This window comes from Luteimonas lutimaris (genome assembly GCF_039537065.1).
Lineage (GTDB): Bacteria > Pseudomonadota > Gammaproteobacteria > Xanthomonadales > Xanthomonadaceae > Luteimonas > Luteimonas lutimaris.
Genome location: NZ_BAAAZU010000001.1, coordinates 1 through 24,922, shown reverse-complemented (window position 1 = coordinate 24,922; position 24,922 = coordinate 1). Strand labels below are relative to the sequence as shown.

Here is a 24,922-nt window from a genome sequence, read left to right as displayed (position 1 = left end):
GTGCAGCGCCAGCGTGCGCGCCGCCCCCGGCATGGTCTGCGCGATCACCGCCTTCTTCGCGGGCGAGCCGCTAAACTGCGCGCCTGCTTTTCCAGGATGCCGCCATGACCGCGTGGTCGCCCGACCAGGCCCGCAAGACCTATTCGATCCCGCACTGGGCCGGCGGCCATTTCGACGTCGACGACCGCGGGCGCGTGCTGGTGCGCCCGCGCGGCGCGGGCGGCCCGACGGTGGCGCTGCCGGAAGTCGTCGACCGGGCGCTGGCGCAGGGCGCCAACCTGCCGCTGCTGGTGCGTTTCCCGGACATCCTCGGCGAGCGCCTGCGCACGCTGCAGGCCGCCTTCGCCCAGGCGCGCGCGGACTGGGAGTACGCGGGCGCCTACACCGCGGTCTATCCGATCAAGGTCAACCAGCACCGCGGCGTCGCCGGCACGCTGGCCGCGCACGCGGGCGAGGGCTTCGGCCTGGAGGCCGGCAGCAAGCCCGAGCTGATGGCGGTGCTGGCGCTCTCGCGCCCGGGTGGCCTGATCATCTGCAACGGCTACAAGGACCGCGAGTACATCCGCCTGGCGCTGATCGGCCGCAAGCTGGGCATGAACGCCTTCATCGTGATCGAGAAGCCCTCCGAGCTGCGGCTGGTGATGGAGGAAGCGCAGGCGCTCGGCGTGGACCCCGTGCTCGGGGTACGCATGCGGCTGGCCTCGCTGGGCGCCGGCAAGTGGCAGAACTCCGGCGGCGACAAGGCCAAGTTCGGCCTCAGCCCGCGCCAGCTGCTGGACCTGTGGAAGTCGCTGCGCGACGCCGGCATGGGCGACGCGCTGAAGCTGCTGCACTTCCACATGGGTTCGCAGATCTCCAACGTGCGCGACATCGCCCGCGGCATGCGCGAGGCGACGCGCTACTTCGTCGAGTTGTCGCAGCTCGGCGCGCGGATTGACTACGTCGACGTCGGCGGCGGCCTGGGCGTCGACTACGAGGGCACGCGTTCGCGCAGCTACAACTCGGTCAACTATGGCGTCGCCCAGTACGCGTCGAGCATCGTGCAGCCGCTGGCCGACGCCTGTGCGGCCAACGACCTGCCGGCGCCGCGCATCGTCACCGAATGCGGCCGCGCGATGACCGCGCACCATGCGGTGCTGGTGGCCAACGTGTCCGAGGTCGAGCCCGCGCCCGAGGGCCGCGTGCCCGACGAGCACGACGACGAGCCGGCGGTGATCCGCCACCTGCGCACCATCCACGCCGAACTCGACGAGCGTCCGGCGGTGGAGCTGTTCCACGAGGCCCAGCACTTCCACGCCGAGGGCCTGTCGCTGTACGCGCTCGGCCAGCTCGACCTGGTCCACCGCGCGCGCATCGACGACCTGTTCTACGCCATCGCCCACGCGGTCCGCGCGCGCCTGACCTACGCCGAAAAAAGCCACCGGCCGGTCCTGGACGAGCTCGACGAGCGGCTGGTCGACAAGTACTTCGTCAACTTCAGCGTGTTCGAATCGATGCCCGACGTTTGGGCGATCGACCAGGTGTTCCCGATCGTGCCGATCGAGCGCCTCGACGAGGCCCCCACGCGCCGCGGCATCATCGCCGACCTGACCTGCGACTCGGACGGCAAGATCGACACCTACGTCGAGAACGAGGACCTGGATACCTCGCTGCCGCTGCACGAGCTGCGCCACGGCGAGAGCTACCGCATCGGCTTCTTCCTGGTTGGCGCCTACCAGGAGATCCTGGGCGACATCCACAACCTGTTCGGCGACACCGACGCGATCGAGGTCACCCTCGACGGCGACGGCTACGCGATCGTCCAGCAGCGCCGCGGCGACACCACCGACGTGATGCTCGATTACGTCGGCTACGTCATCGACGACCTGCGCCGCGCCTACCGCGACAAGGTCGCCGCCGCGGACCTGCCGGCCGACGAGGCGCAGCGGCTGAACGACGCGCTGGAAGCAGGGCTGACCGGCTACACCTACCTCGACGACACGCCGCTGGCGTGAGCCTCGCCAACCGACCGCCGCCTCGACCGCCCGTCCATCCCGGACGGGCCGGGGTGCGCAGCCGCGACCTTGCCGGCTTGCCATTCCATTGCAGCGGGGCATCGCCTGCGCTGCCCACGGCGCGCGGCCAGAAGGCATGAGTGGATCGCGGCCGCGCCTGCCCGGCCTGGACCTGCTGCGCGCCATTGCGGTGCTGTGGACGATGCAGTTCCACAGCTTCGTCGTCGGCGGGCTCGGGCCGGACTGGAGCTGGCTGTCGCGCTACGGCTGGATGGGCGTCGACCTGTTCTTCGTGCTCAGCGGTTACCTGATCGGCGGCCAGCTGCTGCGGCCGCTGGCGCAGGGCACGGCACCCTCGCTGCGTACGTTCTACCTCAAGCGCGTGTTCCGCATCCTGCCGGCGTTCTGGGCAGTGCTGGCGATCTACCTGCTGTGGCCGGGATTCCGCGAGGCACCGGGGATGGAGCCGTGGTGGAAGTTCGCGCTGTTCATCGTCAACGTTTCCATCGATTACGGCAGCAACAGTGCGTTCTCGCATGCCTGGTCGCTGTGCGTCGAGGAGCATTTCTACCTGCTGTTCCCCGCGCTGGCGCTGTTGCTGTCGCGGCGGCCTTCATCGACAAGATTCTGGGCGGCCTGCATTGCCATCCTGCTCGGTGGCATTGCCATCCGCACCACGGTGTGGCTGCACTTCGACGCGCTGCAACCACCGCGCAACTGGTTCGTCGAGGACATCTACTATCCGACCTGGAGTCGCCTCGACGGATTGCTGATGGGGGTGATGCTGGCGGCGTGGCAGGCTTGGCGGCCGCAGTCGTGGGCGCGTGCCGCCGCGCACGCCAACCTGTTCGCGCTGCTGGGCGTGGCAGTGCTGGTGCTGGCGTTCTGGCTGTTCCGCGACCGCGTGGGGCTGCTCGCCAACAGCATCGGTTGGCCCGTGCTGTCGCTGGCGCTCGCCCTGCTGGTGTTTGCCGGCGCGCAGCCGCGCGGCGCGCTCGGTGCACGTGCCGTGCCGGGCGCGGGCTGGATCGCAGCGATCTCCTACAGCCTGTACCTGGTGCACAAACCGGTCTATGGCGTGGTGCAGGCGCACTGGGGCAGCGTGCTGGAAGGCAGCGGCATCCTGGCGTGGCTGGCATACGGCGCGGCCTCGATTGCCGCGGCCGCGTTGCTGTATTACGCGGTGGAGCGGCCGTTCCTGAAGCTGCGCGGGAGTTTCCTGCGCGGATACTACGCCCGCCCGCATACGCCGGCAGTGGCGGGGATTCCACCTGCCGGAAACAACTCTCCTGCAACACTGCGCAGCGATGCGCTCGAGGCCGGGTTGACCGGCTATGGACCGGACGAGGCCACGCGAAACCGATGAAACGCTACCTGGTGCTGACCCTGCGCAAGCCTGCATTCGACCCGGCAATGATCGAACCGCATTACGCGCATCTGGACCGACTTCGCGCGCAGGGCCGGCTTGAACTCGCCGGTCCCTTCAGCGATCGCAGCGGCGGCGCCTACCTGTTGCTCGCCGGCAGCCTGGACGATGCGATTGCGGCCGCGCACGCCGATCCGCTGCACGAGAGCGGATCGTCGGAGGTCATCGTGCACGAGTGGGACGCGAAGTAAGCGCCCCGGATCGCAGTGATTCAGGGGTCGCGGTGGATCTGCAACCCCGCCAGCGACTGGCTCACCGGCATCAGCTCGAAGCGGTTGACGTTCAGGTGCGGCGGCAGGTTGGCGATCCACCACACCGACTCGGCGATGTCGGCGGCGGTGATCGGATGCGTGCCGGCGTACAGCGAATCGGACGCGGCCTGGTCGCCGCCGGTGCGCACCAGGGTGAACTCGGTTTCCGCCAGTCCCGGTTCGATCGAGGTCACGCGCACGCCGGTGCCGTGCAGGTCGGCGCGCAGGTTGAGCGAGAACTGGGTGACGAAGGCCTTGGTCGCGCCGTAGACGTTGCCCCCGGGGTAGGGATAGCTGCCGGCGATGGAGCTGATGTTGAAGATCGCGCCGCACCGTTCGATCAGGGTCGGCAGCAGGCGGTAGGTCATCGCCGCCAGCGCGGTGACGTTGGTGTCGATCATCTGCCGCCACTGCGCCAGGTCCGCGCGCTGCGCCGGCGCGGTGCCGAGCGCGAGGCCGGCGTTGTTGACCAGCACGTCGATGTCGCGGAACGGGGCGGGGATGGCGTCGAGCGCGGCCTGCATCGCATCGAGGTCGCGGATGTCGAAGGCGGCGGCATGCACCCGGTCGGCGCCGTGGCGGTTCACCAGCGCCTGCAGGCGGTCGGCGCGGCGGCCAGTGGCGACGATGCGCCAGCCGTTGGAGACGAAGCGCTCGACGATCGCGGCGCCGAAGCCGGCGGTGGCGCCGGTGACGAGGAGGGTCTTGGTCATGCGGGGATTCTAGTCCCCGCCGTGCGCCGGGGCCCGCGGTTCACCAGACGTACGGGAGCAGTCGCTTGGTCGTGCGCGCGTACGCCGGGTAGCCGTCCGGGAACGCCGCGGACAGCGCGCGCTCCTCAACCTGGATCCGCCACATCAGGGCGAGCACCACCGGTGCCATCGCCGCCAGGGACAGCCAGTTGCCCAGGCACAGGGCGAAGCCGGCGAACGTCATCAGCAGTCCGGTGTACGACGGGTGGCGCAGCAGCCGGTACGGGCCGCTGCGGATGAGCTCGTGGTCGGGCCGGATGGCGACATCGACGGTGAAGTGCCGGGCCAGGACATGGATCGACCACCAGCGCAGCGGCATCCCCGCCACCATCAGCGCGATGCCCAGCCACCACAGCGGCGCCTGCAGCGGCCGCGCGAAGCGCGCCACGTCGAGCCCGTCGAAGCCGGTGGCCAGCGCGATGCTGGCGAAGATCACTACCACCAGAACGCGCAGCGTGCCGCCGTCACGACGGCGGCCGGCGTCGCCGGAGCGCAGCCGCAGCAGGATCCAGCATTCGCTGGCGAACCACGCCAGGCACAGCGCGGGGAAGAGTTTGTCCATGCGGCGGATAGTGCGCGGCGGCCGGCGTTCGCGCCAGCGGCGTGGCTCAGGCCTTGCCGGCGGTTTTCTTCGCTGCCGTCTTCTTCGCCGCGGCCCTGGTGGCGGCCTTCTTCGCCGTCTTCCTTGCCGCCGGCTGCGCGGCCTTCTTCGCAGGGGCCCTGTCGGCGGCCGGCTTGCGCTTGCGCCCGGTCGCGGCCTTGCCGCGGGTGCGGGCGCTGGCCGCGCGGGTCTTGCGCAGCATGTCCTCGGCCAGCACCACGTCCTCGGACAGGATGCCGGCGGCCTTGGCGATGGCAATGCGCGCCTCGGCCTTGTTGTCGTCCGGGCTGGCCAGCAGCAGCTCGCGGATCGCCTCGCGCAGCGCGGCCTCGGCGTTGCGTTTCAGGCGCAGGTTGTCGCCCTGCTTGAACAGCCCCATCAGGGCATCGACGACGGGCTTGATCAGTGCGGCTTCGATCGGCATGGACGTGCCCTCTTCCCTTGGGACGGCATTGTGCCGCGGGCGCTTCTCATCGGTCGCGACCGCACGGGGCGCCGCGGCCCGGAACCCGGGCCTTGCGCGGATGCAGCCGCCGTATTCGCCTTTCCCGAGTCCCGAGTCCCGAGTCCCGAGTCCCGAGTCCCGAGTCCCGAGTCCCGAGTCCCGGGTCCCGGGTCCCGAGTCCCGGGTCCTACTTCGCCTTGATCGCCATCGCCGGCAGCCCGCCGTTGGCGAGCTTGTCCTTGGCCGCGGCCAGCTCGGTGGCGGTGCCGTAGGGTCCCATGCGCACGCGGTAGACGGTCTTGCCGTTGATCGCGGCCGATTCGACGCGCGCGTTCAGGCCGAGCAGGGCGATGCGCGCCTTGACCGCTTCGGCGTCGCCCGAGGCGCCGAAGGCGCCGGCCTGCAGGATGTAGCGGGCCTGGGTTTCCTGGCTGGCCGCAGCGGTGGCGGTCGCCGGGGTTGCAGGGGTCGTCGCGGGCGTCGACGCAGGCGCAGGCGCCGGCGTGGCGGCCGGGGTTTCCGTGATCGGTGCCGGCAGGGCGGCATCGCCCGAAGCGGCGGCGGCCGCGGCGGCCCGCTGCTGTTCGAGCTGCCGCTTGCGGACCTCCTCGGCGCGCGCGCTGGCGGCGAGCTCGGCGTCGGACATCGCCACTTCCTGGCCGGGCAGCACGGTATAGAAGTCGTAGTCGCGTTCCTGGTCGCTGGCCGGCCTGGCGTCGGGCTTCGGCGCGGCGGCGACCGGCTCCGGCAGGTCGGCGTCGTCCGCGTCGTTGCCGGACGGGGACGGCTGCGCGTCCGGATTCGGGCGCGGCAGGATGAAGCCGTCGCTGCCGTCGGACTTGAACACCCGCGGCAGCGCCAGCACCGCCAGCAGCGCGATCACGATGCCCAGGATCAGCCAGGCCCAACCCGGCAGCCCGCCGGTGTTGCCCGAGTTGCGTCGCGCCTGCGACTTGCCGCGTCTTGCTGCCACTTACATTTTCTCCGGTGCATGTACGCCGACGAGGTCCAGGCCGTTGGCCAGCACCTGGCGGACCGCCAGGGCCAGCGCCAGGCGCGCGTCGCGCACGTCGGCCTCGTCGACCAGGAACTGGTGGTCGTTGTAGTACGTCTGGAACGCCTGCGCCAGTTCAAGCAGGTAGGTCGTCACCAGGTGCGGTTCGAGCTGCTCACCGGCGGCGGCCACCACTTCGGGCCAGCGCGCGAGGTCAGTGAGCAGGTCGCGCTGCGCGGCGTCGGCGGGATCGAGCGGCTGTGCCAGACCGTTGTCGATGTCGAAGGCCAGGCCACGTTCGTCCACCTGCCGCAGCAGGCCGCAGATGCGCGCGTGCGAGAGCTGCACGTAGTAGACCGGGTTGTCGAGCGACTGGCTGCGCGCCAGGTCGATGTCGAACACCAGCTGCGAATCGGGCCGGCGCGCGACCAGGAACCAGCGCGTGGCGTCGCGCCCGGCTTCCTCGATCAGGTCGCGCAGGGTCAGGTAGCTGCCGGCGCGCTTGGACAGCTTCACTTCCTCGCCGCCGCGCATCACGGTGACCATCTGGTGCAGCACGTATTCGGGGTAACCGGCCGGGATGCCGGCGTCGAGTGCCTGCAGGCCGGCCTTCACCCGCGCCAGCGAGCCGTGGTGATCGGCGCCCAGCTCGGTGATCGCGCGCTCGTAGCCGCGCTGCCACTTGGACAGGTGGTACGCCACGTCCGGCACGAAGTACGTATACGTGCCGTCGGACTTGCGCATCACGCGGTCCTTGTCGTCGCCGAAGTCGGTGGTGCGCAGCCACAGCGCGCCGCCGTCCTCGTAGGTGTGGCCGTGTTCGACCAGCCCGCGCACGGTTTCCTCCACCTTGCCGTCGGCGTATAGCGACGATTCGAGGAAATACACGTCGAAGGCCACGCCGAACGCGGCCAGGTCGCCGTTCTGCTCGTTGCGCAGCCAGGCCACGGCGAAGCGGCGGATCGCGTCGAGGTCGTCGGCGTCGCCGTTGCCGGTCGCCACCTGGCCCTCGACCTCGACACTGGCGCCGTCGAGGAAGGCGCGGGCGACGTCGGCGATGTAGTCGCCGCGGTAGCCGTCCTCGGGCCAGCCGGCGTCGTCGGGCGTCAGGCCGCGGGCGCGCGCCTGCACGGACTTGGCGAGGTTTTCGATCTGCACGCCGGCGTCGTTGTAGTAGAACTCGCGCTTCACGCCCCAGCCGTTGGCGTCGAGCACGCGCGCGATGCAGTCGCCGATCACCGCCGCGCGGCCGTGGCCGACGTGCAGCGGGCCGGTCGGGTTGGCCGACACGTACTCGACGCCCGCGGTGCGGCCATTGCCGCCGTCGTTGCGGCCGTAGCCGGCGCCCTGCGCGTGCACCGCGCGCAGCTGCCGCTGCCAGGCGCCGGGCGCCAGGCGGAAATTGAGGAAGCCCGGCCCGGCGATCTCGACCGTGGCGATGTCGTCGTTGGCCGGCAGTGCCTCGATCAGCGCCTGCGCCAGCGCGCGCGGATTGCTGCGCGCGGGCTTGGCCAGCAGCATCGCGGCATTGGTCGAGAAGTCGCCGTGGCTGCGGTCCTTCGGGCGCTCGACGACGAAGTCGGGCGTGGCGAGGTCGGCGGGCAGGGTTCCGGCGGCGCGGAGGGCATCGATGCCCTGGGCGACCAGGGCGCGGAGCTGGGATTTCACGGTGACGGTGGTGTCGCGGTTCAACGGCCCCGCATTGTACGCGAGAGACCCTGCCAGGCCGGCCAAAGCCGGGCCAGTGCTGGCGAAGGGCCAACAGCGGATCCCTCGCTGCGCTCGGGATGACAGGGTCGTGTTCTGGTCCTTTCCGTCACCTCCACACACGCTCCCTGCCCCCTGCTGTCATCCCGAGCGCAGCGAGGGTTCCGCTGTGCCCCAAGCGGTCAGCCGTACCAATCCGCGGCCAGGTCCTCCCAGGTCGGATTGTCGGTCGCGATCAACGCGACCTTCTTCTCGCGACGCCAGCCCTTGATCTGCTTCTCGCGCGCGATGGCCGCAGCCGCGTCGGCCCCGGCCTCTTCGCAGTAGACCAGGCGCGTGATCCGACAGCGCTGCGTGTGGCCGGGCACCAGATGTTGGCGGTGCTCGTGAATGCGGCGCAGCAGGTCGCTGGTGACGCCGACGTAGAGCGCGCGCGAGCGGCTGGCGAGGATGTAGACGTGGAATGTCTTCATGCGTTGTGACGAAGGGCAAAAGCAGATCCCTCGCTGCGCTCGGGATGACCAGGTTGTGCGCTGGCTCTCCCTGTCATCTCCCCTTTCCTGTCATCCCGAGCGCAGCGAGGGATCTGCTTTCCGGGCGGCCAGCGGGGGCCTACACCCACCCGCGCGCCGCCAGCGACACCGGCGCGCCGTCGCCGATCACGAAGTGGTCCAGCAGGCGCACGTCCACCAGCGCCAGCGATTGCTTCAGCCGGGCGGTGACCGCGCGGTCCGCGGCGCTGGGCTCGGCGCTGCCGCTGGGATGGTTGTGGCCGACGATGATCGCCGCGGCGTTGTGCGCCAGCGCGCGACGGACGACCTCGCGCGGGTGCACCTCCGCGCCGTCGACGGTGCCGCGGAACAGCTCCTCGAACGCCAGCGCGCGGTGGCGGGTGTCGAGGAACAGGGCGGCGAAGATTTCGCTGGGATGGCCGCGCAGGCGCTGGGCGAAGTAGCGGCCGGCGGCGGACGGGTCGGTCAGCGCCTCGCCGCGCTCCAGCCCCGCGGCCAGGTAGCGGTTGCACAGCTCCAGCGCCGCCGACAGCCGGCAGGCGCGCGCGGGCCCCAGGCCGGGCAGCTTCGCCAGCGCCGGCGGTGCGTGTTCGAGCAGCCGGCGCAGCGGGCCGTGGTCGGCCAGCAGCCGGCGCGCGGTGGCCACCGCGTCCAGCCCGCGCAGGCCGGAGCCGAGGAAGATCGCCAGCAGTTCGGCGTCCGACAGCACGGCGGCGCCGCGCTTGAGCAGTTTTTCGCGGGGACGTTCGCCGGGGGGCCAGTCGCGGATGTGCATGGGGATCCTTTGCAATGGGGTCGCCGGCGGCTGCAGCGCCAGGGGATGGGGCGTTGCCGTTCAGCAGCCGTCGGCGATGGGGCCATTGCAGCGCAGCGCGCGGCCCGGCGCAGTCGGGCCAGGCCGGGGGTTCGGGTAAGCTGTCGCCGCGTTCGCACGTAGGAATTTCCTGACATGGCCGAAGCCAGCGACAAGCTCCGGGAGCGCCGGATCCTGCTGTGCGTGTGCGGCGGCATCGCCGCCTACAAGGCGGCCGAACTGGTGCGTCGCCTGCGCGAGGCGGGCGCCACGGTGCAGGTGGCCATGACCGACGGCGCGCAGCACTTCGTCGGTACCGCGACCTTCCAGGCCGTGTCCGGCCTGCCGGTGCGCACCAGCCTGTGGGACGCCGCCGCCGAGGCCGCGATGGGCCACATCGAACTGGCGCGCTGGGCCGACCGCATCGTGATCGCGCCGGCCACCGCCGACACGCTGGCGAAGCTGGCGCACGGCTTCGCCGACGACCTGGTCAGCACCCTGTGCCTGGCCACCACCGCGCCGGTCTCCGTGGCGCCGGCGATGAACCACCGCATGTGGCTGCACCCGGCTACGCAGGCCAACATCGCCACCCTGCGCGAGCGCGGGGTGCAGGTGATCGGCCCCGACGACGGCCCGCTGGCCGAGGGCGAATCCGGCCCCGGCCGCCTGCGCGAACCCGGCGCGATCGTGGCCGAGCTGGCCGCGGCGATGCCCTGATGGCCGGCGCCGCGCTGGCCGGCCTGCGCATCGTGGTCAGTGCCGGGCCCACGTACGAGGACATCGACCCGGTCCGCTTCATCGGCAACCGCAGCAGCGGCAAGATGGGGTTCGCGATCGCCGCCGCGGCCGCGCGCCGCGGTGCGGACGTGGTGCTGGTGGCCGGACCGGTCGCGCTGCCCACGCCCGACGGCGTGCATCGCGTGGACGTGCGCTCGGCCGCGCAGATGCACGACGCGGTGTTCGCGCAGCTGCCCGCCGACATCTACATCGCCGCGGCGGCTGTGGCCGACTTCACCCCGCGCCAGGTCGCGCCCGGCAAGATCAAGAAGCGCGACGGCGAAGACGGGCTCACGCTCGAACTGGTGCGCACCCGGGACATCCTCGCCGAGGTCGCCGTCGACCCGCGGCGGCCGCGGCTGCTGGTCGGCTTCGCCGCCGAGACCGGCGACGTCGAGACCTACGCGCGCGGCAAGCTGGCGAAGAAGAAGCTCGACCTGATCGCCGCCAACCGGGTCGGCGTCGAAGGCAGTGGCTTCGAGAGCGACGACAACGCGCTGGCCGTGTACTGGAACGGCGGCGAACGCGCGCTGGGCCCGGCACCCAAGACCGAACTGGCCGAGCGGCTGCTGGACCTCGTGGCCGAGCGACTGCGGGCCTGACCGCCGGCGGCACGCCCGGCCCGCGATGCCCGGCGGCGTGACCGCGACGCCATTGCGGGCCGGCCGCTTGCGCTACCCTCGCAGGTCGCGCCGACCGACCCGCCATCTCCAGGACCGCCGATGCACCACACCCTGCAGCTGAAGATCCTCGATCCGCGCATGGGCGGGCAGTGGCCGCTGCCGGCCTACGGCACCGAGGCCAGCGCCGGCCTGGACCTGCGCGCCGCGCTGGATTCGGCGCTGGTGCTGCGGCCCGGCGACGCCGCGCTGGTGCCGTCGGGGCTGGCGATCCACATCGACGACCCGGCCCTGTGCGCGGTGGTGCTGCCGCGCTCGGGGCTGGGCCACAAGCACGGCATCGTGCTCGGCAACGGCACCGGCCTGATCGACGCCGACTACCAGGGGCCGCTGATGATCAGCGTCTTCAACCGCGGCCGCGAGGCGTACACGATCGAGCCCGGCGACCGCATCGCGCAGCTGGTGCTGCTGCCGATCGTGCGCGCGACGCTGCAAGTAGTGGATACTTTCAACCAGAGCGCGCGCGGGGCGGGTGGCTTCGGCCACACCGGCGTGCGTTGACCAATGGCAGTCGGGGGGCAGGCCATGAACACTGAACACGAACCGGGCAAGGCGCGCGTCGCACTGGCGCACGCACGGCCGTGGATGCCGGTGCTCGCCGTCGTCTGCGCGCTGCTGGCGCTGTGGCTGGCGTGGAGCGGCTGGCGGCAGATGCAGGACGACAGCCGGCGCGGCGCGCTGGAACAGGGCCGCGACACGGCGGCGCAGTCCACCCAGCGCGTGCTCAAGGGCGACCTGGACAAGCTGGCCGAGCGGCTGGCCTCGGACGCGGTGCAGTCGGCGCTGGCCGCCGGCGACCTGGCCGCGGCCGGCAAGGCGCTCGGCGACGGCTGGAATGGCGTGCAGGAAGCCGCAGTGCTGCCGCCCGACCTGCAGGACGCCTATGCCGGCCTGCCCAGGAGCGGCTACGGCCGCGTCGCGGCGCTGGAGGCGGCGCAGGCCGAGGACAAGCCGGTGCTGTGGGCGATCGGCGGAGCCGGCAAGCCGGAGATCGCGCTGGCCGCGCCGGCACGCGCCGGCGACGCCACCGTCGGCATCGCCTTCGTGCGCCTGCCGCTGGCGCGCGCAATCCTCGGGCTGGAAAACGCCAGCCTGCCCGAAGACAGCTACCTCGCCCTGCGCCAGGGCAGCTTCACCCTGTTCGAACGCGGCGACACCGCACTGTCGCAGGGCGCCGAGCGGCGCGCCGTGCCGATCACCGGCACCAGCCTGCGCGTTGCCGCGGCGGTGCCGGCGCCGGTGACCAGCCCGTTCGGGCTGGGCGTGCTGGGGGCCTTCATCGCGGCGCTGGTGCTGCTTCTGCTGGGCTACGTCCTGTGGCGCCTGCCCAGCCGCATCGGCGGGCTGCACGCCGTCGACGACGGCAGCGCGCCGACGCTGTCGCAGGTGCTGGTCGACAGCCCGCCGGAGGCGCAGGAAACCGCGCCGGTCGCGGTGCGCGACGCGCCGAAGGCGGCGCCGGTGCGCATCGACCGCGGCATCTTCCGCGCCTACGACATCCGCGGCGTGGTCGGGCAGACGCTCGACGCGGGCGTGGCCGAGCTGATCGGCCAGTCGGTCGGTTCGCTGATGCAGGAAAAGGGACTCGAGGACATCGTCGTCGGCCGCGACGGCCGGCTGTCCGGGCCGGACCTGGTCGAAGGCCTGTCGCGCGGCCTGCGCAAGGCCGGCCGCAACGTCATCGACATCGGCATGGTGCCCACGCCGGTGGTGTACTTCGGCGCCTTCCACCTCAACACCGGCTGCTGCATCTCGCTCACCGGTAGCCACAACCCGCCCGACTACAACGGCTTCAAAATCGTGGTCGGCGGCGAGACGCTGCACGGCGAGGCCATCACCGACCTGCATGCGCGCATCGCCGACAACCGGCTGCATGAGGCGATGTCGCCCGGTGGCCACAGCGAGCGCGACATTTCCGGCGACTACGTCAACCGCATCGCCGAGGACGTGCAGATCGCGCGGCCGCTGAAGGTGGTGGTCGACGCCGGCAACGGCGTGGCCGGCGAGGTCGGCCCGCGCGTGCTGGAGGCGATCGGCGCCGAGGTGATCCCGCTGTTCTGCGAGATCGACGGCAACTTCCCCAACCACCATCCCGACCCCAGCGAGCCGCACAACCTCCGCGACCTGATCGACACGGTCGCGCGCTTCGAGGCCGACCTGGGCATCGCCTTCGACGGCGACGGCGACCGCCTCGGCGTGGTGACGCGCGACGGCCAGAACATCTTCGCCGACCGGCTGCTGATGCTGTTCGCCGCCGACGTGCTCGAGCGCAACCCGGGCGCGGTGATCCTGTTCGACGTCAAGTGCACCGGGCGCCTGCCCGGCCACATCCTGCGCCACGGCGGCAGCCCGCTGATGTGGAAGACCGGGCATTCGCTGGTCAAGGCCAAGATGCGCGAGACCGAGGCCGAGTTGGCGGGCGAGATGAGCGGTCATTTCTTCTTCGGCGAGCGCTGGTACGGCTTCGACGACGGCATCTACGCCGCCGCGCGGCTGCTGGAGATCCTCGCCACCGATCCGCAGTCGCCCAGCGACGTGCTCAACGCGCTGCCCAACGGCGTTTCGACGCCGGAGATCAAGGTCGACGCGCCCGGCGGTGATCCGCATGCGTTCGTCGAGCGCTTCGTCGCGCAGTCGCACTTCGACGGCGCGCGCCTGTCGACCATCGACGGCCTGCGCGTGGACTGGCCCGACGGCTGGGGCCTGGTGCGTGCGTCCAACACCACCCCGGTGCTGGTGCTGCGCTTCGACGGCGACTCGGCCGAAGCGCTCGACCGCATCCAGCAGGCCTTCCGTGAGCAGCTGCTGGCGCTGGACCCGGAGCTGCAGCTGCCGTTCTGACGACACCCGCGCCACCCCGCCCTCGGTAGGAGCGGCGGAAGCCGCGACCGGGTTTTGCCCGACGGCGCGCGGGGTCGCGGCTCCCGCCGCTCCTACAACGGAATGTCGGTGGGCCGCCCCTGCTACTTGCGCGTCGGGATGAACTCCTCCTCCACCGCCTTGGCCAGCAGGTCAGGCGGCAGCAGCCCCTGGTCGAGCAGGAAGTTGTTGAACGCCAGCCGGTCGAACTTCGCCCCCAGCGCCAGCTCGGTGTCCATGCGCAGCTGCAGGATGCGGCTGTAGCCGTAGAAGTAGCTGCCGGCCTGGCCGGGAGCATTGAACATGTAGCGGTCGAGCTCCTGCTTGGCCATCGCCGGCGACACGCCGACCTCGTCCTCCAGCACCCGGCGCGCGCTTTCGCGGTCGATCAGGCCGAGGTTGAGCATCGGGTCGAGCACCGCGCGCGCGCCGCGCAGCAGGCGCAGCTGCAGGGCGATCATCTGTCCGTCCAGCGGCTCGTACGGCACCATCTCGGCCTCGGCGTACAGCGCCCAGCCCTCGACGTTGACCGAGTTGAAGGCGAACAGCGTGCGCGCCAGCGAGATGCCGCGCTCCACCATCGCGGTGAACTGCAGCTCGTGGCCCGGCCGGCCCTCGTGCGCCGACAGCGTCCACGCCGCGGACTCGAAGTTGAAGTCGTCGTACTGCAGCGACGAACCGTCGGGGTTGGGCACCGACACCGGCAGCACGAACTGGCCCTGCTGCCCGGTGTTGCCCACCAGCGGCGCCGGCAGGAAGTGCGGCGCCGGCTGCGCCGCGGACTCGGCCGGGCTGCCCAGGCGCATCACCATCGGCCGCTTCGGCACGTCGACGATGCGCTGCTTGCGGATGATCGGGTCGATCGCGTCGATCACGGTGCGGTAGCGCGCCTCGAGCCGGTCGTTGGGGATCTGCGCCTGCTTCAGCGCGCGGATCACGGCGATGTAGTCGCCGTCGTCGATGCCCTTGAGTCCCTTGGCCTTCGCCACCAGCGGCGCGAGCTGCGCCATCGCCGCGCGGGTTTCCATGAACTCCACTTGGGCGCGGTCGATCAGCAGCTGCGGGTCGATGTCGATGCCGTACTGCTTGAGCTGGAACGCGTACAGCTCGGGCGGGAGCTTCGCATCCGCGCGCGCCTCGGGCAGCACCTCGGCGCGCGCCCATGACTGGTACGCCTTGAACTGCGTCGCCATCGCGTCGAGCGCGGCGTCGGCACCGGCGATGTCGTACTTGGCGAACAGCTTGCGGATGCCGTCGACATAGGTGTCGACGTTGCCCAGCGCCTGCTCGACTTCCAGCCTGGTCGGCCGCAACAGCGCCTTGTCGCCGGCGCGTTCCTCGTAGCGCTGGCGCGCCAGTTCGGTGATCGGCGTGGTGTCCGGCGTCATGCCGACGTAGGCCTTGAGCCGGTCGAGCGCGCGGGCACGGCGCTCGGGTGGGGTCTGGTCGGACAGCAGCCCCTGCAGGCCGGAGAACACCAGCTGCGGCGCGTCGGTCCACGGCAGCAGCAGGCGTTCGCCCAGGGCGCTGCCCTCGATGCTTTCGTCGGCGGCGTGGATCATGATCTGCAGGTCCTGGCGCACGTTCGGGTCGCGCTCGACCTGCAGCTTCTGCTCCAGCGTCGCCTTGGCGTCGGCCACCGCCGCGCGGAAGCGCTCGCCGTTGCCGGGCCGCAGGTCGGCGACCTTGTCGTCGTAGCCGGGGATGCCGAAGAACGAGAAACCCTCGGGCTGGAACTGCGCCTGCGCGGCGACCAGTACCTGCGCGTCGGCGTTGCTTTTCTCCACCCAGGCCGGCGTGGCGGGCGCCGCGGCGGCCGTCGGCGTGGCGGGTGCCTGCGCGATGGCGGCGGGCGCGGCGAGGGCGAGGGCGATGGCAAGCGCGAGCGTTTTCATGGCGGAATCCGTGTGCGGGGACCGCGTGACCCTACGCCGCGCGCCACGGGCGGGCAATCGGCCACAGGTCACGAGGGCAGGCCGCGGCGGCGCGGGTTAGCATGGCCCGCGACGGCGCGCCGCGGTGCGGATGCGCCACTTTCAACAAGGGGTGGGGCTGCATGCATTCGATGATCGTTGGCGGGCGCAAGCGCGCGCTGGTGCTGGCCGGATGGCTGGCGATGGGGGTTCCGGCGGCTGCGTTCGCGCAGGCGCCGGCGGTGACGGCGGACGACTACGCGCGGGCCGAACGGTTCCTGCCGCACAACACCGCGCCGCTGGTCGACCACGTGCCGGCGCAGCTGGCGTGGCTCGACGACGGCCAGTTCGCGTACCGCGACCACGATGCCGACGGGGACCGCTTCCTGCGCGTGGACGCGACCAATGGCGGCGTCGTGCCGGCCTTCGATCACGTCAGGCTGGCCCGCGCGCTGGGCAAGGCCGCCGGCAAGCCCGTGAAGGCGGAGAAGCTGCCGCTCAAGCGCTGGTCGATCGAGGACGACGGCCGCGTCGCGCTGTCCGCGTTCGACAAGGATTACCGCTGCGACCTGTCCGGCAAGGGCGAATGCGTCGAGAAGATCGGCGAACCCGGCGTACGCTCGCCCGACGGCAGGCGCGAAGCCTTCGTCCGCGACTGGAACCTGTGGGTGCGCGACCTGGCCAGCGGCGCGGAAACACAGCTGACCACCGACGGCAGCACCGACTACGGCTACGCCACCGACAACGCCGGCTGGAAGCACACCGACAACGCCATCCTGGTGTGGTCGCCGGACTCGATGAAGATCGCGACGTTCCGGCAGGATCAGCGCAGGACCAGCGAGATGGTGCTGGTGCACACCAACGTTGGCGCGCCGAAGGTCGAGCGCTGGAAGTATCCGTTCGTCGGCGACGAGCACGTCACCATGATCGAGCGCGTGATCGTCGACGTGCCCGCGCGCAAGGTCGTGACGCTGCAGATGCCGCCCGACCAGCACCGTTCGACCCTGTGCGACGACGTCAGCTGCGACGGGGGCTGGGAGGACGTGCAGTGGGCGCCCGACGGCCGCACGCTGGCCTTCGCCTCCACCTCGCGCAACCACCGCGACACCTGGCTGCGCATCGCCGACGCGGACACCGGCGCGGTGCGCACGGTGTTCGACGAGAAGGTGGAAACCTACTTTGAAAGCGGCAACGGTGCGGTCAACTGGCGCTACCTGCCGCGCTCGGGTGAAGTGCTGTGGTTCAGCGAGCGCGACAACTGGGGCAACCTGTACCTGTACGACGCGGGCAGCGGCAAGCTCAAGCACGCGGTGACCACGGGCGAGGGCAACGTGACCGAAGTGCTGCGCGTGGATCCGCAGTCGCGCACGGTATGGTTCCGCGGCGTCGGCATGGAGGCCGGGCGCAACCCCTACTACCAGCACTTCTACAAGGTCTCGCTCGACGGCGGCGAACCGGTGCTGCTCACGCCCGAGGACGCCGACCACAAGGTCGAGCTGTCGCCCGATGGCACGTATTTCGTCGATACGTATTCGACGACCGATACCGCGCCGGTGACCGTGCTGCGCGGTGCCGCCGATGGCGCGCTGGTGCGCGAGGTCGCGCGCGGAGACATCTCGCGCCTGCAGGCCGCGGGCTGGATCGCGCCGGAACCGTTCACGGTGAAGGCGCGCGACGGCAAGACGGATCTGTACGGGCTGATGTTCAAGCCGACGAACTTCGATCCGTCGAAGCGATATCCGATCATCAACTACGTCTATCCCGGCCCGCAAACGGGCTCGGTGCGCAGCCGCAGCTTCCTCGCCTCGCACGGCGACAACCAGGCGCTGGCCGAGCTGGGCTTCATCGTGGTCGCCATCGACGGCATGGGCACGCCGTGGCGCTCCAAGGCCTTCCACGACGCCTACTTCGGCAACATCGGCGACAACACGCTGCCCGACCAGGTCACCGGCATGCAGCAACTGGCGCAGCGTTTCCCATGGATCGACCTCGACCGCGCCGGCATCTGGGGCCACTCCGGCGGCGGCAACGCCACCGCCGGCGCGATGTTCCGCTACCCGGACTTGTTCAAGGTCGGCATCGCCGAGAGCGGCAACCACGACAACCGCAGCTACGAGGACGACTGGGCCGAGAAATGGCAGGGCCTGCCGGTCATCGCCAAGGACGGGTCGAGCAACTACGACGACCAGGCCAACCAGAACCACGCCGGCAAGCTCAAGGGCCACCTGCTGCTGATCCACGGCCTGATGGACGACAACGTCCCGCCGACCAACACCCTGCTGGTGGTGCAGGCGCTGATCGAGGCCAACAGGGACTTCGACCTGCTGCTGCTGCCCGAGGCGCGCCACGGCTACGGCAGCGGCGGAGTGGGCATGTACGTCACCCGGCGGCGCTGGGATTATTTCGTGCGCCACCTGCTGGGGGCGGAACCGCCGGCGGGGTACGAGATCAAGCCGGGCAGCCAGTAACGGTTCCGCAGGCGCTGTTTTTGTAGGAGCGGCGGAAGCCGCGATGGATTGCGGGACGTCGGCTGAAGATCGCGGCTCCCGCCGCTCCTACGGGACACGGGGTGTCGCCCGGGCTGCGACCGGCCCTCGCGTAGAATGCCGCGATGGATGTTTCCCACCTGCTCGACGGGCTCAACGACGCCCAGCGCGAGGCCGTTTCCGCGCCGCCGGGGCACTACCTGGTGCTGGCCGGCGCCGGGTCCGGCAAGACCCGCGTGCTCACCCACCGCATCGCCTGGTTGAACGAGGTGTTCGGCGTGCCGGTGCACGGCATCTTCGCGGTGACCTTCACCAACAAGGCCGCCGGCGAGATGCGCCAGCGCGCCGATGCGCTGCTGCGCAACGGTTCGCGCGGGCTGTGGATCGGCACCTTCCACGGCCTCGCCCACCGGCTGCTGCGCCTGCACTGGCAGGACGCGAAGCTGCCGGAAGGCTTCCAGATCCTCGACAGCGACGACCAGCTGCGCCTGGTCAAGCGCGTGGTCAAGCAACTGGAACTCGACGAGGCGCGCTTCCCGCCGCGGCAGATCGCGTGGTGGATCAACGCGCAGAAGGACGAGGGCCGGCGCCCGCAGCACATCCAGAGCGACCGCGACGAATGGTCGGACGTGATGCTCAAGAGCTACGCGCTGTACCAGGAGCGCTGCGACCGCGCCGGGCTGGTCGACTTCGCCGAGATCCTGCTGCGCGCGCACGAGCTGCTGCGCGACACGCCGGCGCTGCTGGCGCACTACCGCCAGCGTTTCGGCCAGCTGCTGGTGGACGAATTCCAGGACACCAACAGCATCCAGTACGGCTTCGTGCGCCTGCTCGCCGGCGACAGTGGGCAGGCCGATTCTGGAAAGGTATTCGTGGTCGGCGACGACGACCAGGCGATCTACGGCTGGCGCGGCGCGAAGGTGGAGAACGTGCAGAAGTTCCTCCAGGACTTCCCCGGCGCGCAGACGATCCGCCTGGAGCAGAACTACCGTTCCAGCGCCAACATCCTCAACGCCGCCAACGCGGTGATCGCGCACAACCCGGCGCGCATGGGCAAGCAGCTGTGGACCGACAGTGGCGAGGGCGAGGCCGTCGATCTGTACGCGGCCTACAACGAGGTCGACGAGGCGCGTTTCGTGGTCGAGCGCATCGGCCAGTGGGTGCGCGACGGCGGCAGCCACGGCGACTGCGCGATCCTGTACCGCAGCAACGCGCAGTCGCGGGCGTTCGAAGAGACGCTGCTGGCCGAGCAGATCCCGTACCGCGTCTATGGCGGCGTGCGCTTCTTCGAGCGCGCCGAGATCAAGGACACGCTGGCCTACCTGCGGCTGGTGGCCAACCGCGCCGATGACGCGGCCTTCGAGCGCGCGGTCAACACGCCCACGCGCGGGATCGGCGAGCGCACGCTGGACGAGGTGCGCAAGCGCGCGCGCACCGATGCGGTGTCGCTGTGGGAGGCGTCGATCCGCGTTGCGCGCGGGAACGAGTTGGCCGCGCGCGCACGCAACGCACTGGCCGGCTTCCACGCGCTGGTCGACGCGATCGACGGCGAGGTCGCCGAGCTGCCGCTCAAGGACAAGATCGACCACGTGCTGATGCGCTCGGGCCTGCGCGAGCACTACGCCAACGAGTCGAAGGGCGCGCTTGAATCAAGGGTCGACAACCTCGACGAACTGGTGTCGGTGGCGTCGCGCTTCGTGCGCGGCGACGAGGAAGAGGGCGAGCGGCTGAGCGAACTGGTTGCCTTCCTCGCCTATGCCGCGCTGGAGGCTGGTGAGGGCCAGGCGCAGGCCGGCGAGGACGGCGTGCAGCTGATGACCCTGCACAGTGCCAAGGGCCTCGAATTCCCGCTGGTGTTCCTGGCCGGCATGGAGGAAGGCCTGTTCCCGAATGCGCGCTCGGTGGAGGAAAGCGGACGGCTGGAGGAGGAGCGCCGGCTGGCCTACGTCGGCATCACCCGTGCGCGGCAGAAGCTGGTGCTCAGCTACGCCGAGTCACGGCGCCTGCACGGCCAGGACATGTACGGCGTGCCCTCGCGCTTCCTGCGCGAGATCCCGGCGGCGCTGCTCAACGAGGTGCGGCCGAAGGTGCAGGTGTCGCGGCCGATGTACGCCAGCACGCTGCGGCGCAATCGCGGCCACGCGGTGGTCGACGAGACGCCGGGCATCCGCCTGGGCCAGAACGTGACCCATGTGAAGTTCGGCAACGGCATCGTCACCGACATCGAAGGCGGCGGCGCACACGCGCGCGTGCAGGTGAACTTCGAGGATGTGGGCAGCAAGTGGCTGGTGCTGGCCTACGCGAACCTGCAGCCGGTGTAGCTGCCGGGTCCGGTGGTGCGGGTGGGGGACACAAAGACTGACTTCCGCCGCTGATGGACATGTGGGAGCGGCCATGGCCGCGATGCTTTCCGCGGTGTTGCCGGCCATCGCGGCCATGGCCGCTCCCACAAGGCACTCCCACAATGGTGCTCCCGCTGTGGGTTGCGGGACGCGGTTACTTCGCGTGCCAGTCGCCGTCGTCTCCCTTCTCGTACTTCTCCTTCACCGCCGACCACGCCACGCGGTGCGCGGTCTCCTCGCGCGAGGCGTCGCCGCGGCGGTCGTCCGCGTCCTTGTATTCGTCCCACGCGCTGTTGAAGGCTTCCTTGTAGATCTCCTGCGCGTGTTTCGGCACGTGGTCGCGCACCGAATCTGGGAGTTCGCTGATGCGGTCGTAGGGCATGGGCTGCCTCCGCTGTGGTCTCGCGGCCACGATGCGGCGGGCGGAGTTAACCCGGTGGCAAGCCGTCGTGATGCGCCCGTGGGCGGGCGGCGCGCGACACGGATGCGCTACTCGCGGATCACCAGACCGGAGTTTTCGTTCAGGGTGCCGTCGGCTTCCAGCACCACGAAGCGCTTGCCGTCGCGGTGGAACAGCACCGGGACCGGGTCCAGGAACATCGGGCGGCGCACGAAGCGCAGGGTCCAGCCGAAATGCTCCAGCGTGCCGAGCGCGTCCAGCTGCGCGTGGGTCAGGCCCTCGCGCAGCGCGGCGTCGTCGAGGTCAGTGGATCGGCGTCGTTCACGGCCATACATGGCGCGCATGATCGTCCGCAGACGCTGAATCGCGTTTCACCGCGGACTCACCGCCGCCGCCGCACGATCGGGAACCCCGCAACAGGAGGCCGACCATGGCCCGCCCGATCTGGACCGGAACGCTGTCGTTCGGCCTGCTCAACGTTCCGGTGTCGCTGATGTCCGGCGAACGCAAGGTCGACCTGCACTTCCGCATGCTCGATTCGCGCGACAAGACGCCGATCCGCTATGAGCGCGTCAACGCCGAGACCGGCGACGAGGTGCCGTGGAAGGACATCGTCAAGGCGTTCGAGTACGACAAGGGCAGCTACGTCGTGGTCGAGGAGGAGGACATCAAGTCGGCTGCGCCGGAGGGCCACGAGACGGTCGAGGTCGAGGCCTTCGTCGATGCCGACGCGATCCCGCCGCAGTACTTCGAGAAGCCCTACGTGCTGGTGCCGGCCAAGAAGGCCGAGAAGGGGTACGTGCTGCTGCGCGAGACGCTGAAGACCACGAAGCAGGTCGGCATCGCGCGTGTGGTGATCCGCACCCGCGAATACCTCGCCGCGGTGATGCCGCGGGACGACGCGCTGTTCCTGATGCTGCTGCGCTACCCGCAGGAGCTGGTGGACCCGGCGGACTACAACCTGCCCGGGGGCAAGCCGTCTTCCTGGCGCATCACCGCAAAGGAAATGGACATGGCGAAGCAGCTGATCGGCTCGATGTCCGGCAAGTGGGCGCCCGACGACTACCACGACGAGTTCCGCGTGCGCCTGGAAGCGGTGATCAAGCAGAAGATGAAATCGAAGGGCGCGCTGGCCAAGGCCGATGACAACGAGCCGGAGCCCGCCGGGGACGCCGCCACCAACGTGGTCGACTTCATGTCGCTGCTGCAGAAGAGCATCGCCAGCAACAAGCGCACGCCTGCAAAGAAGAGCGCCGCGAAAAAGACGACGAAGAAGGCCGCGAAGAAGTCGTCGGCGAAGAAGTCTCCGGCGAAGAAGGCCGCCAGCGCGACGAAGAAAGCCGCGAAACGCAAGGCCGGCTGAGCCATGAGCCTGCGCGACTACACGCGCAAGCGCCGCTTCGACCGCACCCCGGAGCCGGCTGCCGACGCTGGCCGCATGCCGGGCCACCGGCCGATCTTCGTGGTGCAGCTGCACCACGCGAGTTCTCGCCATTACGATTTCCGCCTTGAAGCCGACGGCGCGCTGAAGAGCTGGGCAGTGCCGAAGGGACCGTCGCTGCGCGCGGGCGAGAAGCGGCTGGCGGTGGAGGTCGAGGACCATCCGCTCGACTACGCCACCTTCGAAGGCGATATCCCGGAAGGCAACTACGGCGCCGGCCACGTCGACGTGTTCGACCACGGCCACTGGGCGTGCGACGGCGATCCACTCGAGGCGCTTGCGGCCGGCAAGCTCGACTTCACCCTCAGCGGCGACAAGCTGCAAGGGGGCTGGAAACTGGTGCGCACCCGCATGCGCGGCAGGCAGAAACAGTGGCTGCTGATCAAGCGCGACGATGCGCATGCGGCCGATCTCGAGGCCGACGACCTCGTCACGACGCCCGCAACGGCAAAGGCGTCGGGGAAACGCAGGAAACCGGGTGCGAAGAAGACCGCGACCGGCGCGAAGGAGAATCGGGCGAGTTCGACCTGGCGCAAACGTGCCCTTGCGCTCGCAGGTGCACGCGACGGCCACATGCCGACCGGCTTCGCGCCCGAGCTCGCCGCGCTGCGCGCAGCGCCGCCTGCCGGTGACAATTGGCTGCACGAGATCAAGTGGGACGGCTACCGGCTGATGGTCGACCTGGTCGATGGCGTGGCGAAGCTGCGTTCCCGCGGCGGCCTGGACTGGGACGCGACCTTTCCAGAAGTGGCGAAGGCGGTCGCGGCGCTGCCCGTCGCCGACGCCTGCCTCGACGGCGAACTGGTGGTGCTGGGCAGGGACGGCCGCAGCGATTTTTCCGAACTGCAGCGGGTGATCGACGGCACTTCGAAGGCGCAGCTGCGCTACCTGGTGTTCGACCTGCCCGGACTGGCCGGCGTCGACCTGCGCAAGGCATCGCTGCAGGCGCGCAAGGCGCTGCTCAAGCAGCTGCTGGGCCGCAAGGTCGGCGTGCTGGCCTTCAGCGACCACGTCGTCGGACACGGCGCGGAGGTGTTCGCGCAGACGGGAGAGCAGGGCATCGAGGGCGTGGTCAGCAAGCGCATCGACAGCGGTTACCGCTCGGGGCGCAGCGGCGACTGGATCAAGGCCAAGCACGAGCAGGGCGACGAGTTCGTCATCGTCGGCTACACCGAGCCGAAGGGTGCGCGCAGCGGATTTGGCTCGCTGCTGATGGCCACGCGCGATGGCGGCGGCCTGCGCTACGTTGGCCGCGTCGGCACCGGATACGATGCCGAAGCGCTGCGGGCGATCCACGGACGCCTGCAGGCGATCGAACGCAAGACAGCGGTGGTCGAGCTGCCCGGTCACGTGCCGTTTTCGCCGCGCAGCGTGCACTGGGTTGCGCCGGAGCTGGTGGCCGAAGTCGCCTTCCGCGGCTGGGGCAAGGAGGGCCTGCTGCGCCAAGCCAGCTTCAAGCGCCTGCGCGCGGACAAGCGGCCGCGCGATGTCAGGCCACCCGAAACCGGATCGGAGAAACCGACGATGAAACACACGCCTGCCGCCGGCAACGCGCGGATCACCCATCCAGAACGCGTCGTCTTTGACGGCGCCGACTACACCAAGGGCGACGTCGCCGATTACTACCGCAGCGTGGCGAAGTGGCTGCTGCCGGAATTGATTGACCGGCCGCTGTCGCTGCTGCGCTGCCCCGACGGCAGCCAGGGCGAATGCTTCTTCCAGAAGCATCACGCCGGCAGCCTCGGCGAACACGTGCACGCGATCGCGCTGGCGCAGAAGAGCGGCAGCGAGCAGTACCTGTACGTCGACGATATCGAGGGCGTGATCGATCTGGTGCAGATGAGCACGCTGGAATTCCATCCCTGGGGTGCGCGCATCGACGATCCCGAACAGCCCGACCGGCTGGTATTCGACCTCGATCCCGGCGAAGGCGTGGGCTGGAAAGACGTGATCGCCGCCGCGCGCGACGTGCGCGACAAGCTCGGGCAGGCCGGCCTGCAGTCCTTCGTGCGCCTGTCCGGCGGCAAGGGCCTGCACGTGGTGGCCCCGATTGCGCGCGGGCCGTTGTGGGACGACGTGCGCGGCTTCTGCGAGGCGTTCTCCGCTGCGATGGCCGAACACGCGCCCGAGCGCTACGTGGCGACGATGTCGAAGGCCAAGCGGCCGGGGAAGATCTTCATCGACTGGCTGCGCAACACCCGCGGCGCGACCAGCGTGGCGTCGTGGTCGCTGCGCGCACGCAAAGGCGCGCCGGTGGCGGTGCCGCTGCGCTGGGAAGAGCTGGGACGCATCAAGCGCCCGGATGCATTCGACCTGGCCAGGGCGAAGCAGCGCGCCGCGCGGCTGCGCAAGAACCCGTGGGAAGGCTTCGACGGGCTGCGGCAGGCGCTGCCGGAGTTTCCGGAATAGCCCGGGTCCTTGTAGGAGCGGCTTCAGCCGCGAGCTTTTCAGCGTCGCGGCAAGAACGGGCCAAGAGCTCGCGGCTGAAGCCGCTTGTATGTTGTTGCCTGTCGGGGTGGAGGGACCAAAGCCGCATCTGGCCCGTGCTT

19 protein-coding genes and 1 pseudogene are annotated in these 24,922 nt (G+C 70.3%); 10 read left to right on the top strand and 10 right to left on the bottom strand.

All coding sequences use genetic code 11. The features are described 5' to 3' along the window. Nucleotides 1-104: 104 nt before the first annotated feature. From speA to ABD679_RS00090, 3 genes are all read left to right on the top strand, one after another. On the top strand, nt 105-1,994 hold the full coding sequence (speA, locus tag ABD679_RS00100) for an arginine decarboxylase (protein ID WP_344757887.1): 1,890 nt from the start codon (nt 105-107) through the stop codon (nt 1,992-1,994). A 136-nt stretch (nt 1,995-2,130) separates the two neighbouring features. Beyond that, a complete protein-coding gene (locus ABD679_RS00095) occupies nt 2,131-3,360 on the top strand; it encodes an acyltransferase family protein (RefSeq protein ID WP_425561811.1) in 1,230 nt (409 codons plus the stop codon). Further along, on the top strand, nt 3,357-3,611 hold the full coding sequence (locus tag ABD679_RS00090; RefSeq protein ID WP_344757886.1) for a YciI family protein: 255 nt from the start codon (nt 3,357-3,359) through the stop codon (nt 3,609-3,611). Before ABD679_RS00095 ends, ABD679_RS00090 begins: the two co-directional genes overlap by 4 nt. A 20-nt stretch (nt 3,612-3,631) precedes the next feature. Here the strand turns inward: ABD679_RS00090 and ABD679_RS00085 are convergent, their stop codons facing one another. The 7 genes from ABD679_RS00085 to radC all read right to left on the bottom strand — a co-directional run bounded on the left by ABD679_RS00085 (nt 3,632) and on the right by radC (nt 9,457). Further along, nucleotides 3,632-4,384, bottom strand: coding sequence for an SDR family NAD(P)-dependent oxidoreductase (locus tag ABD679_RS00085; protein ID WP_344757885.1), 753 nt, complete (start codon nt 4,382-4,384; stop codon nt 3,632-3,634). A 40-nt stretch (nt 4,385-4,424) separates the two neighbouring features. Then, nucleotides 4,425-4,985, bottom strand: coding sequence for a methyltransferase family protein (locus ABD679_RS00080; protein WP_344757884.1), 561 nt, complete (start codon nt 4,983-4,985; stop codon nt 4,425-4,427). A gap of 46 nt (nt 4,986-5,031) precedes the next feature. Continuing rightward, entirely contained in the window at nt 5,032-5,448 is a 417-nt protein-coding gene (locus ABD679_RS00075; RefSeq protein ID WP_344757883.1) for a hypothetical protein, read from the bottom strand. Nucleotides 5,449-5,656: 208 nt separating this feature from the next. Next, the gene (locus tag ABD679_RS00070) at nt 5,657-6,442 is read right to left on the bottom strand and encodes an SPOR domain-containing protein (protein ID WP_344757882.1); all 786 of its coding nucleotides are present in this window, start codon (nt 6,440-6,442) and stop codon (nt 5,657-5,659) included. Beyond that, complete coding sequence (gene argS / locus ABD679_RS00065) at nt 6,443-8,131, bottom strand: arginine--tRNA ligase (protein ID WP_344757881.1); 1,689 nt, start codon at nt 8,129-8,131, stop codon at nt 6,443-6,445. Between the two features lie 221 nt (nt 8,132-8,352). Further along, nucleotides 8,353-8,643 carry a GIY-YIG nuclease family protein gene (locus ABD679_RS00060; RefSeq protein ID WP_344757880.1) on the bottom strand — a complete coding sequence of 97 codons (291 nt, stop codon included), beginning with the start codon at nt 8,641-8,643 and terminating at the stop codon, nt 8,353-8,355. A 139-nt stretch (nt 8,644-8,782) separates the two neighbouring features. Continuing rightward, complete coding sequence (gene radC / locus ABD679_RS00055) at nt 8,783-9,457, bottom strand: RadC family protein (protein WP_344757879.1); 675 nt, start codon at nt 9,455-9,457, stop codon at nt 8,783-8,785. Between the two features lie 174 nt (nt 9,458-9,631). Here radC and coaBC point away from each other — a divergent pair. The 3 genes and pseudogenes from coaBC (at nt 9,632) to ABD679_RS00040 (ending at nt 13,773) form a co-directional block, all read left to right on the top strand. Next, nucleotides 9,632-10,854: pseudogene (gene coaBC, locus ABD679_RS00050) on the top strand (bifunctional phosphopantothenoylcysteine decarboxylase/phosphopantothenate--cysteine ligase CoaBC). Nucleotides 10,855-10,974: 120 nt separating this feature from the next. Further along, nucleotides 10,975-11,433 carry a dUTP diphosphatase gene (gene dut, locus ABD679_RS00045; RefSeq protein WP_344757878.1) on the top strand — a complete coding sequence of 153 codons (459 nt, stop codon included), beginning with the start codon at nt 10,975-10,977 and terminating at the stop codon, nt 11,431-11,433. A gap of 84 nt (nt 11,434-11,517) precedes the next feature. Next, nucleotides 11,518-13,773 (top strand): phosphomannomutase/phosphoglucomutase, encoded by a 2,256-nt coding sequence (locus ABD679_RS00040; protein ID WP_344758216.1) that lies wholly within the window; start codon nt 11,518-11,520, stop codon nt 13,771-13,773. Nucleotides 13,774-13,895: 122 nt separating this feature from the next. Here the strand turns inward: ABD679_RS00040 and ABD679_RS00035 are convergent, their stop codons facing one another. Further along, nucleotides 13,896-15,686 (bottom strand): DUF885 domain-containing protein, encoded by a 1,791-nt coding sequence (locus ABD679_RS00035; protein ID WP_344757877.1) that lies wholly within the window; start codon nt 15,684-15,686, stop codon nt 13,896-13,898. 170 nt (nt 15,687-15,856) lie between these two features. Here ABD679_RS00035 and ABD679_RS00030 point away from each other — a divergent pair, with 170 nt between their 5' ends. Beyond that, nucleotides 15,857-18,172, top strand: a complete 2,316-nt coding sequence (locus ABD679_RS00030) for a S9 family peptidase (RefSeq protein ID WP_425561822.1) — start codon at nt 15,857-15,859, stop codon at nt 18,170-18,172. 143 nt (nt 18,173-18,315) lie between these two features. Continuing rightward, a complete protein-coding gene (gene uvrD / locus ABD679_RS00025; RefSeq protein WP_344757876.1) occupies nt 18,316-20,511 on the top strand; it encodes a DNA helicase II in 2,196 nt (731 codons plus the stop codon). Nucleotides 20,512-20,686: 175 nt separating this feature from the next. Here uvrD and chaB read toward each other — a convergent pair whose 3' ends face one another. Beyond that, nucleotides 20,687-20,914 (bottom strand): putative cation transport regulator ChaB, encoded by a 228-nt coding sequence (gene chaB, locus ABD679_RS00020; RefSeq protein WP_344757875.1) that lies wholly within the window; start codon nt 20,912-20,914, stop codon nt 20,687-20,689. Nucleotides 20,915-21,021: 107 nt separating this feature from the next. Then, nucleotides 21,022-21,276 carry a hypothetical protein gene (locus tag ABD679_RS00015; RefSeq protein ID WP_344757874.1) on the bottom strand — a complete coding sequence of 85 codons (255 nt, stop codon included), beginning with the start codon at nt 21,274-21,276 and terminating at the stop codon, nt 21,022-21,024. Between the two features lie 86 nt (nt 21,277-21,362). On the opposite strand from ABD679_RS00015, the gene ku reads away from it, so the two are divergent. Together ku and ligD are read left to right on the top strand one after the other, a co-directional pair. Next, nucleotides 21,363-22,295 carry a non-homologous end joining protein Ku gene (gene ku / locus ABD679_RS00010; protein WP_344757873.1) on the top strand — a complete coding sequence of 311 codons (933 nt, stop codon included), beginning with the start codon at nt 21,363-21,365 and terminating at the stop codon, nt 22,293-22,295. A gap of 3 nt (nt 22,296-22,298) precedes the next feature. Continuing rightward, nucleotides 22,299-24,782, top strand: a complete 2,484-nt coding sequence (ligD, locus tag ABD679_RS00005; protein ID WP_344757872.1) for a DNA ligase D — start codon at nt 22,299-22,301, stop codon at nt 24,780-24,782. Nucleotides 24,783-24,922: the final 140 nt, after the last annotated feature.

Bases quoted from the DNA above. Each gene is read 5' to 3' on its own strand.
- speA (WP_344757887.1), top strand. From the start codon at position 105: ATGACCGCGTGGTCGCCCGACCAGGCCCGCAAGACCTATTCGATCCCG.
- ABD679_RS00095 (WP_425561811.1), top strand. From the start codon at position 2,131: ATGAGTGGATCGCGGCCGCGCCTGCCCGGCCTGGACCTGCTGCGCGCC.
- ABD679_RS00090 (WP_344757886.1), top strand. From the start codon at position 3,357: ATGAAACGCTACCTGGTGCTGACCCTGCGCAAGCCTGCATTCGACCCG.
- ABD679_RS00085 (WP_344757885.1), bottom strand. From the start codon at position 4,384: ATGACCAAGACCCTCCTCGTCACCGGCGCCACCGCCGGCTTCGGCGCC.
- ABD679_RS00080 (WP_344757884.1), bottom strand. From the start codon at position 4,985: ATGGACAAACTCTTCCCCGCGCTGTGCCTGGCGTGGTTCGCCAGCGAA.
- ABD679_RS00075 (WP_344757883.1), bottom strand. From the start codon at position 5,448: ATGCCGATCGAAGCCGCACTGATCAAGCCCGTCGTCGATGCCCTGATG.
- ABD679_RS00060 (WP_344757880.1), bottom strand. From the start codon at position 8,643: ATGAAGACATTCCACGTCTACATCCTCGCCAGCCGCTCGCGCGCGCTC.
- radC (WP_344757879.1), bottom strand. From the start codon at position 9,457: ATGCACATCCGCGACTGGCCCCCCGGCGAACGTCCCCGCGAAAAACTG.
- dut (WP_344757878.1), top strand. From the start codon at position 10,975: ATGCACCACACCCTGCAGCTGAAGATCCTCGATCCGCGCATGGGCGGG.
- ABD679_RS00040 (WP_344758216.1), top strand. From the start codon at position 11,518: ATGCCGGTGCTCGCCGTCGTCTGCGCGCTGCTGGCGCTGTGGCTGGCG.
- ABD679_RS00035 (WP_344757877.1), bottom strand. From the start codon at position 15,686: ATGAAAACGCTCGCGCTTGCCATCGCCCTCGCCCTCGCCGCGCCCGCC.
- ABD679_RS00030 (WP_425561822.1), top strand. From the start codon at position 15,857: ATGATCGTTGGCGGGCGCAAGCGCGCGCTGGTGCTGGCCGGATGGCTG.
- uvrD (WP_344757876.1), top strand. From the start codon at position 18,316: ATGGATGTTTCCCACCTGCTCGACGGGCTCAACGACGCCCAGCGCGAG.
- chaB (WP_344757875.1), bottom strand. From the start codon at position 20,914: ATGCCCTACGACCGCATCAGCGAACTCCCAGATTCGGTGCGCGACCAC.
- ABD679_RS00015 (WP_344757874.1), bottom strand. From the start codon at position 21,276: ATGCGCGCCATGTATGGCCGTGAACGACGCCGATCCACTGACCTCGAC.
- ku (WP_344757873.1), top strand. From the start codon at position 21,363: ATGGCCCGCCCGATCTGGACCGGAACGCTGTCGTTCGGCCTGCTCAAC.
- ligD (WP_344757872.1), top strand. From the start codon at position 22,299: ATGAGCCTGCGCGACTACACGCGCAAGCGCCGCTTCGACCGCACCCCG.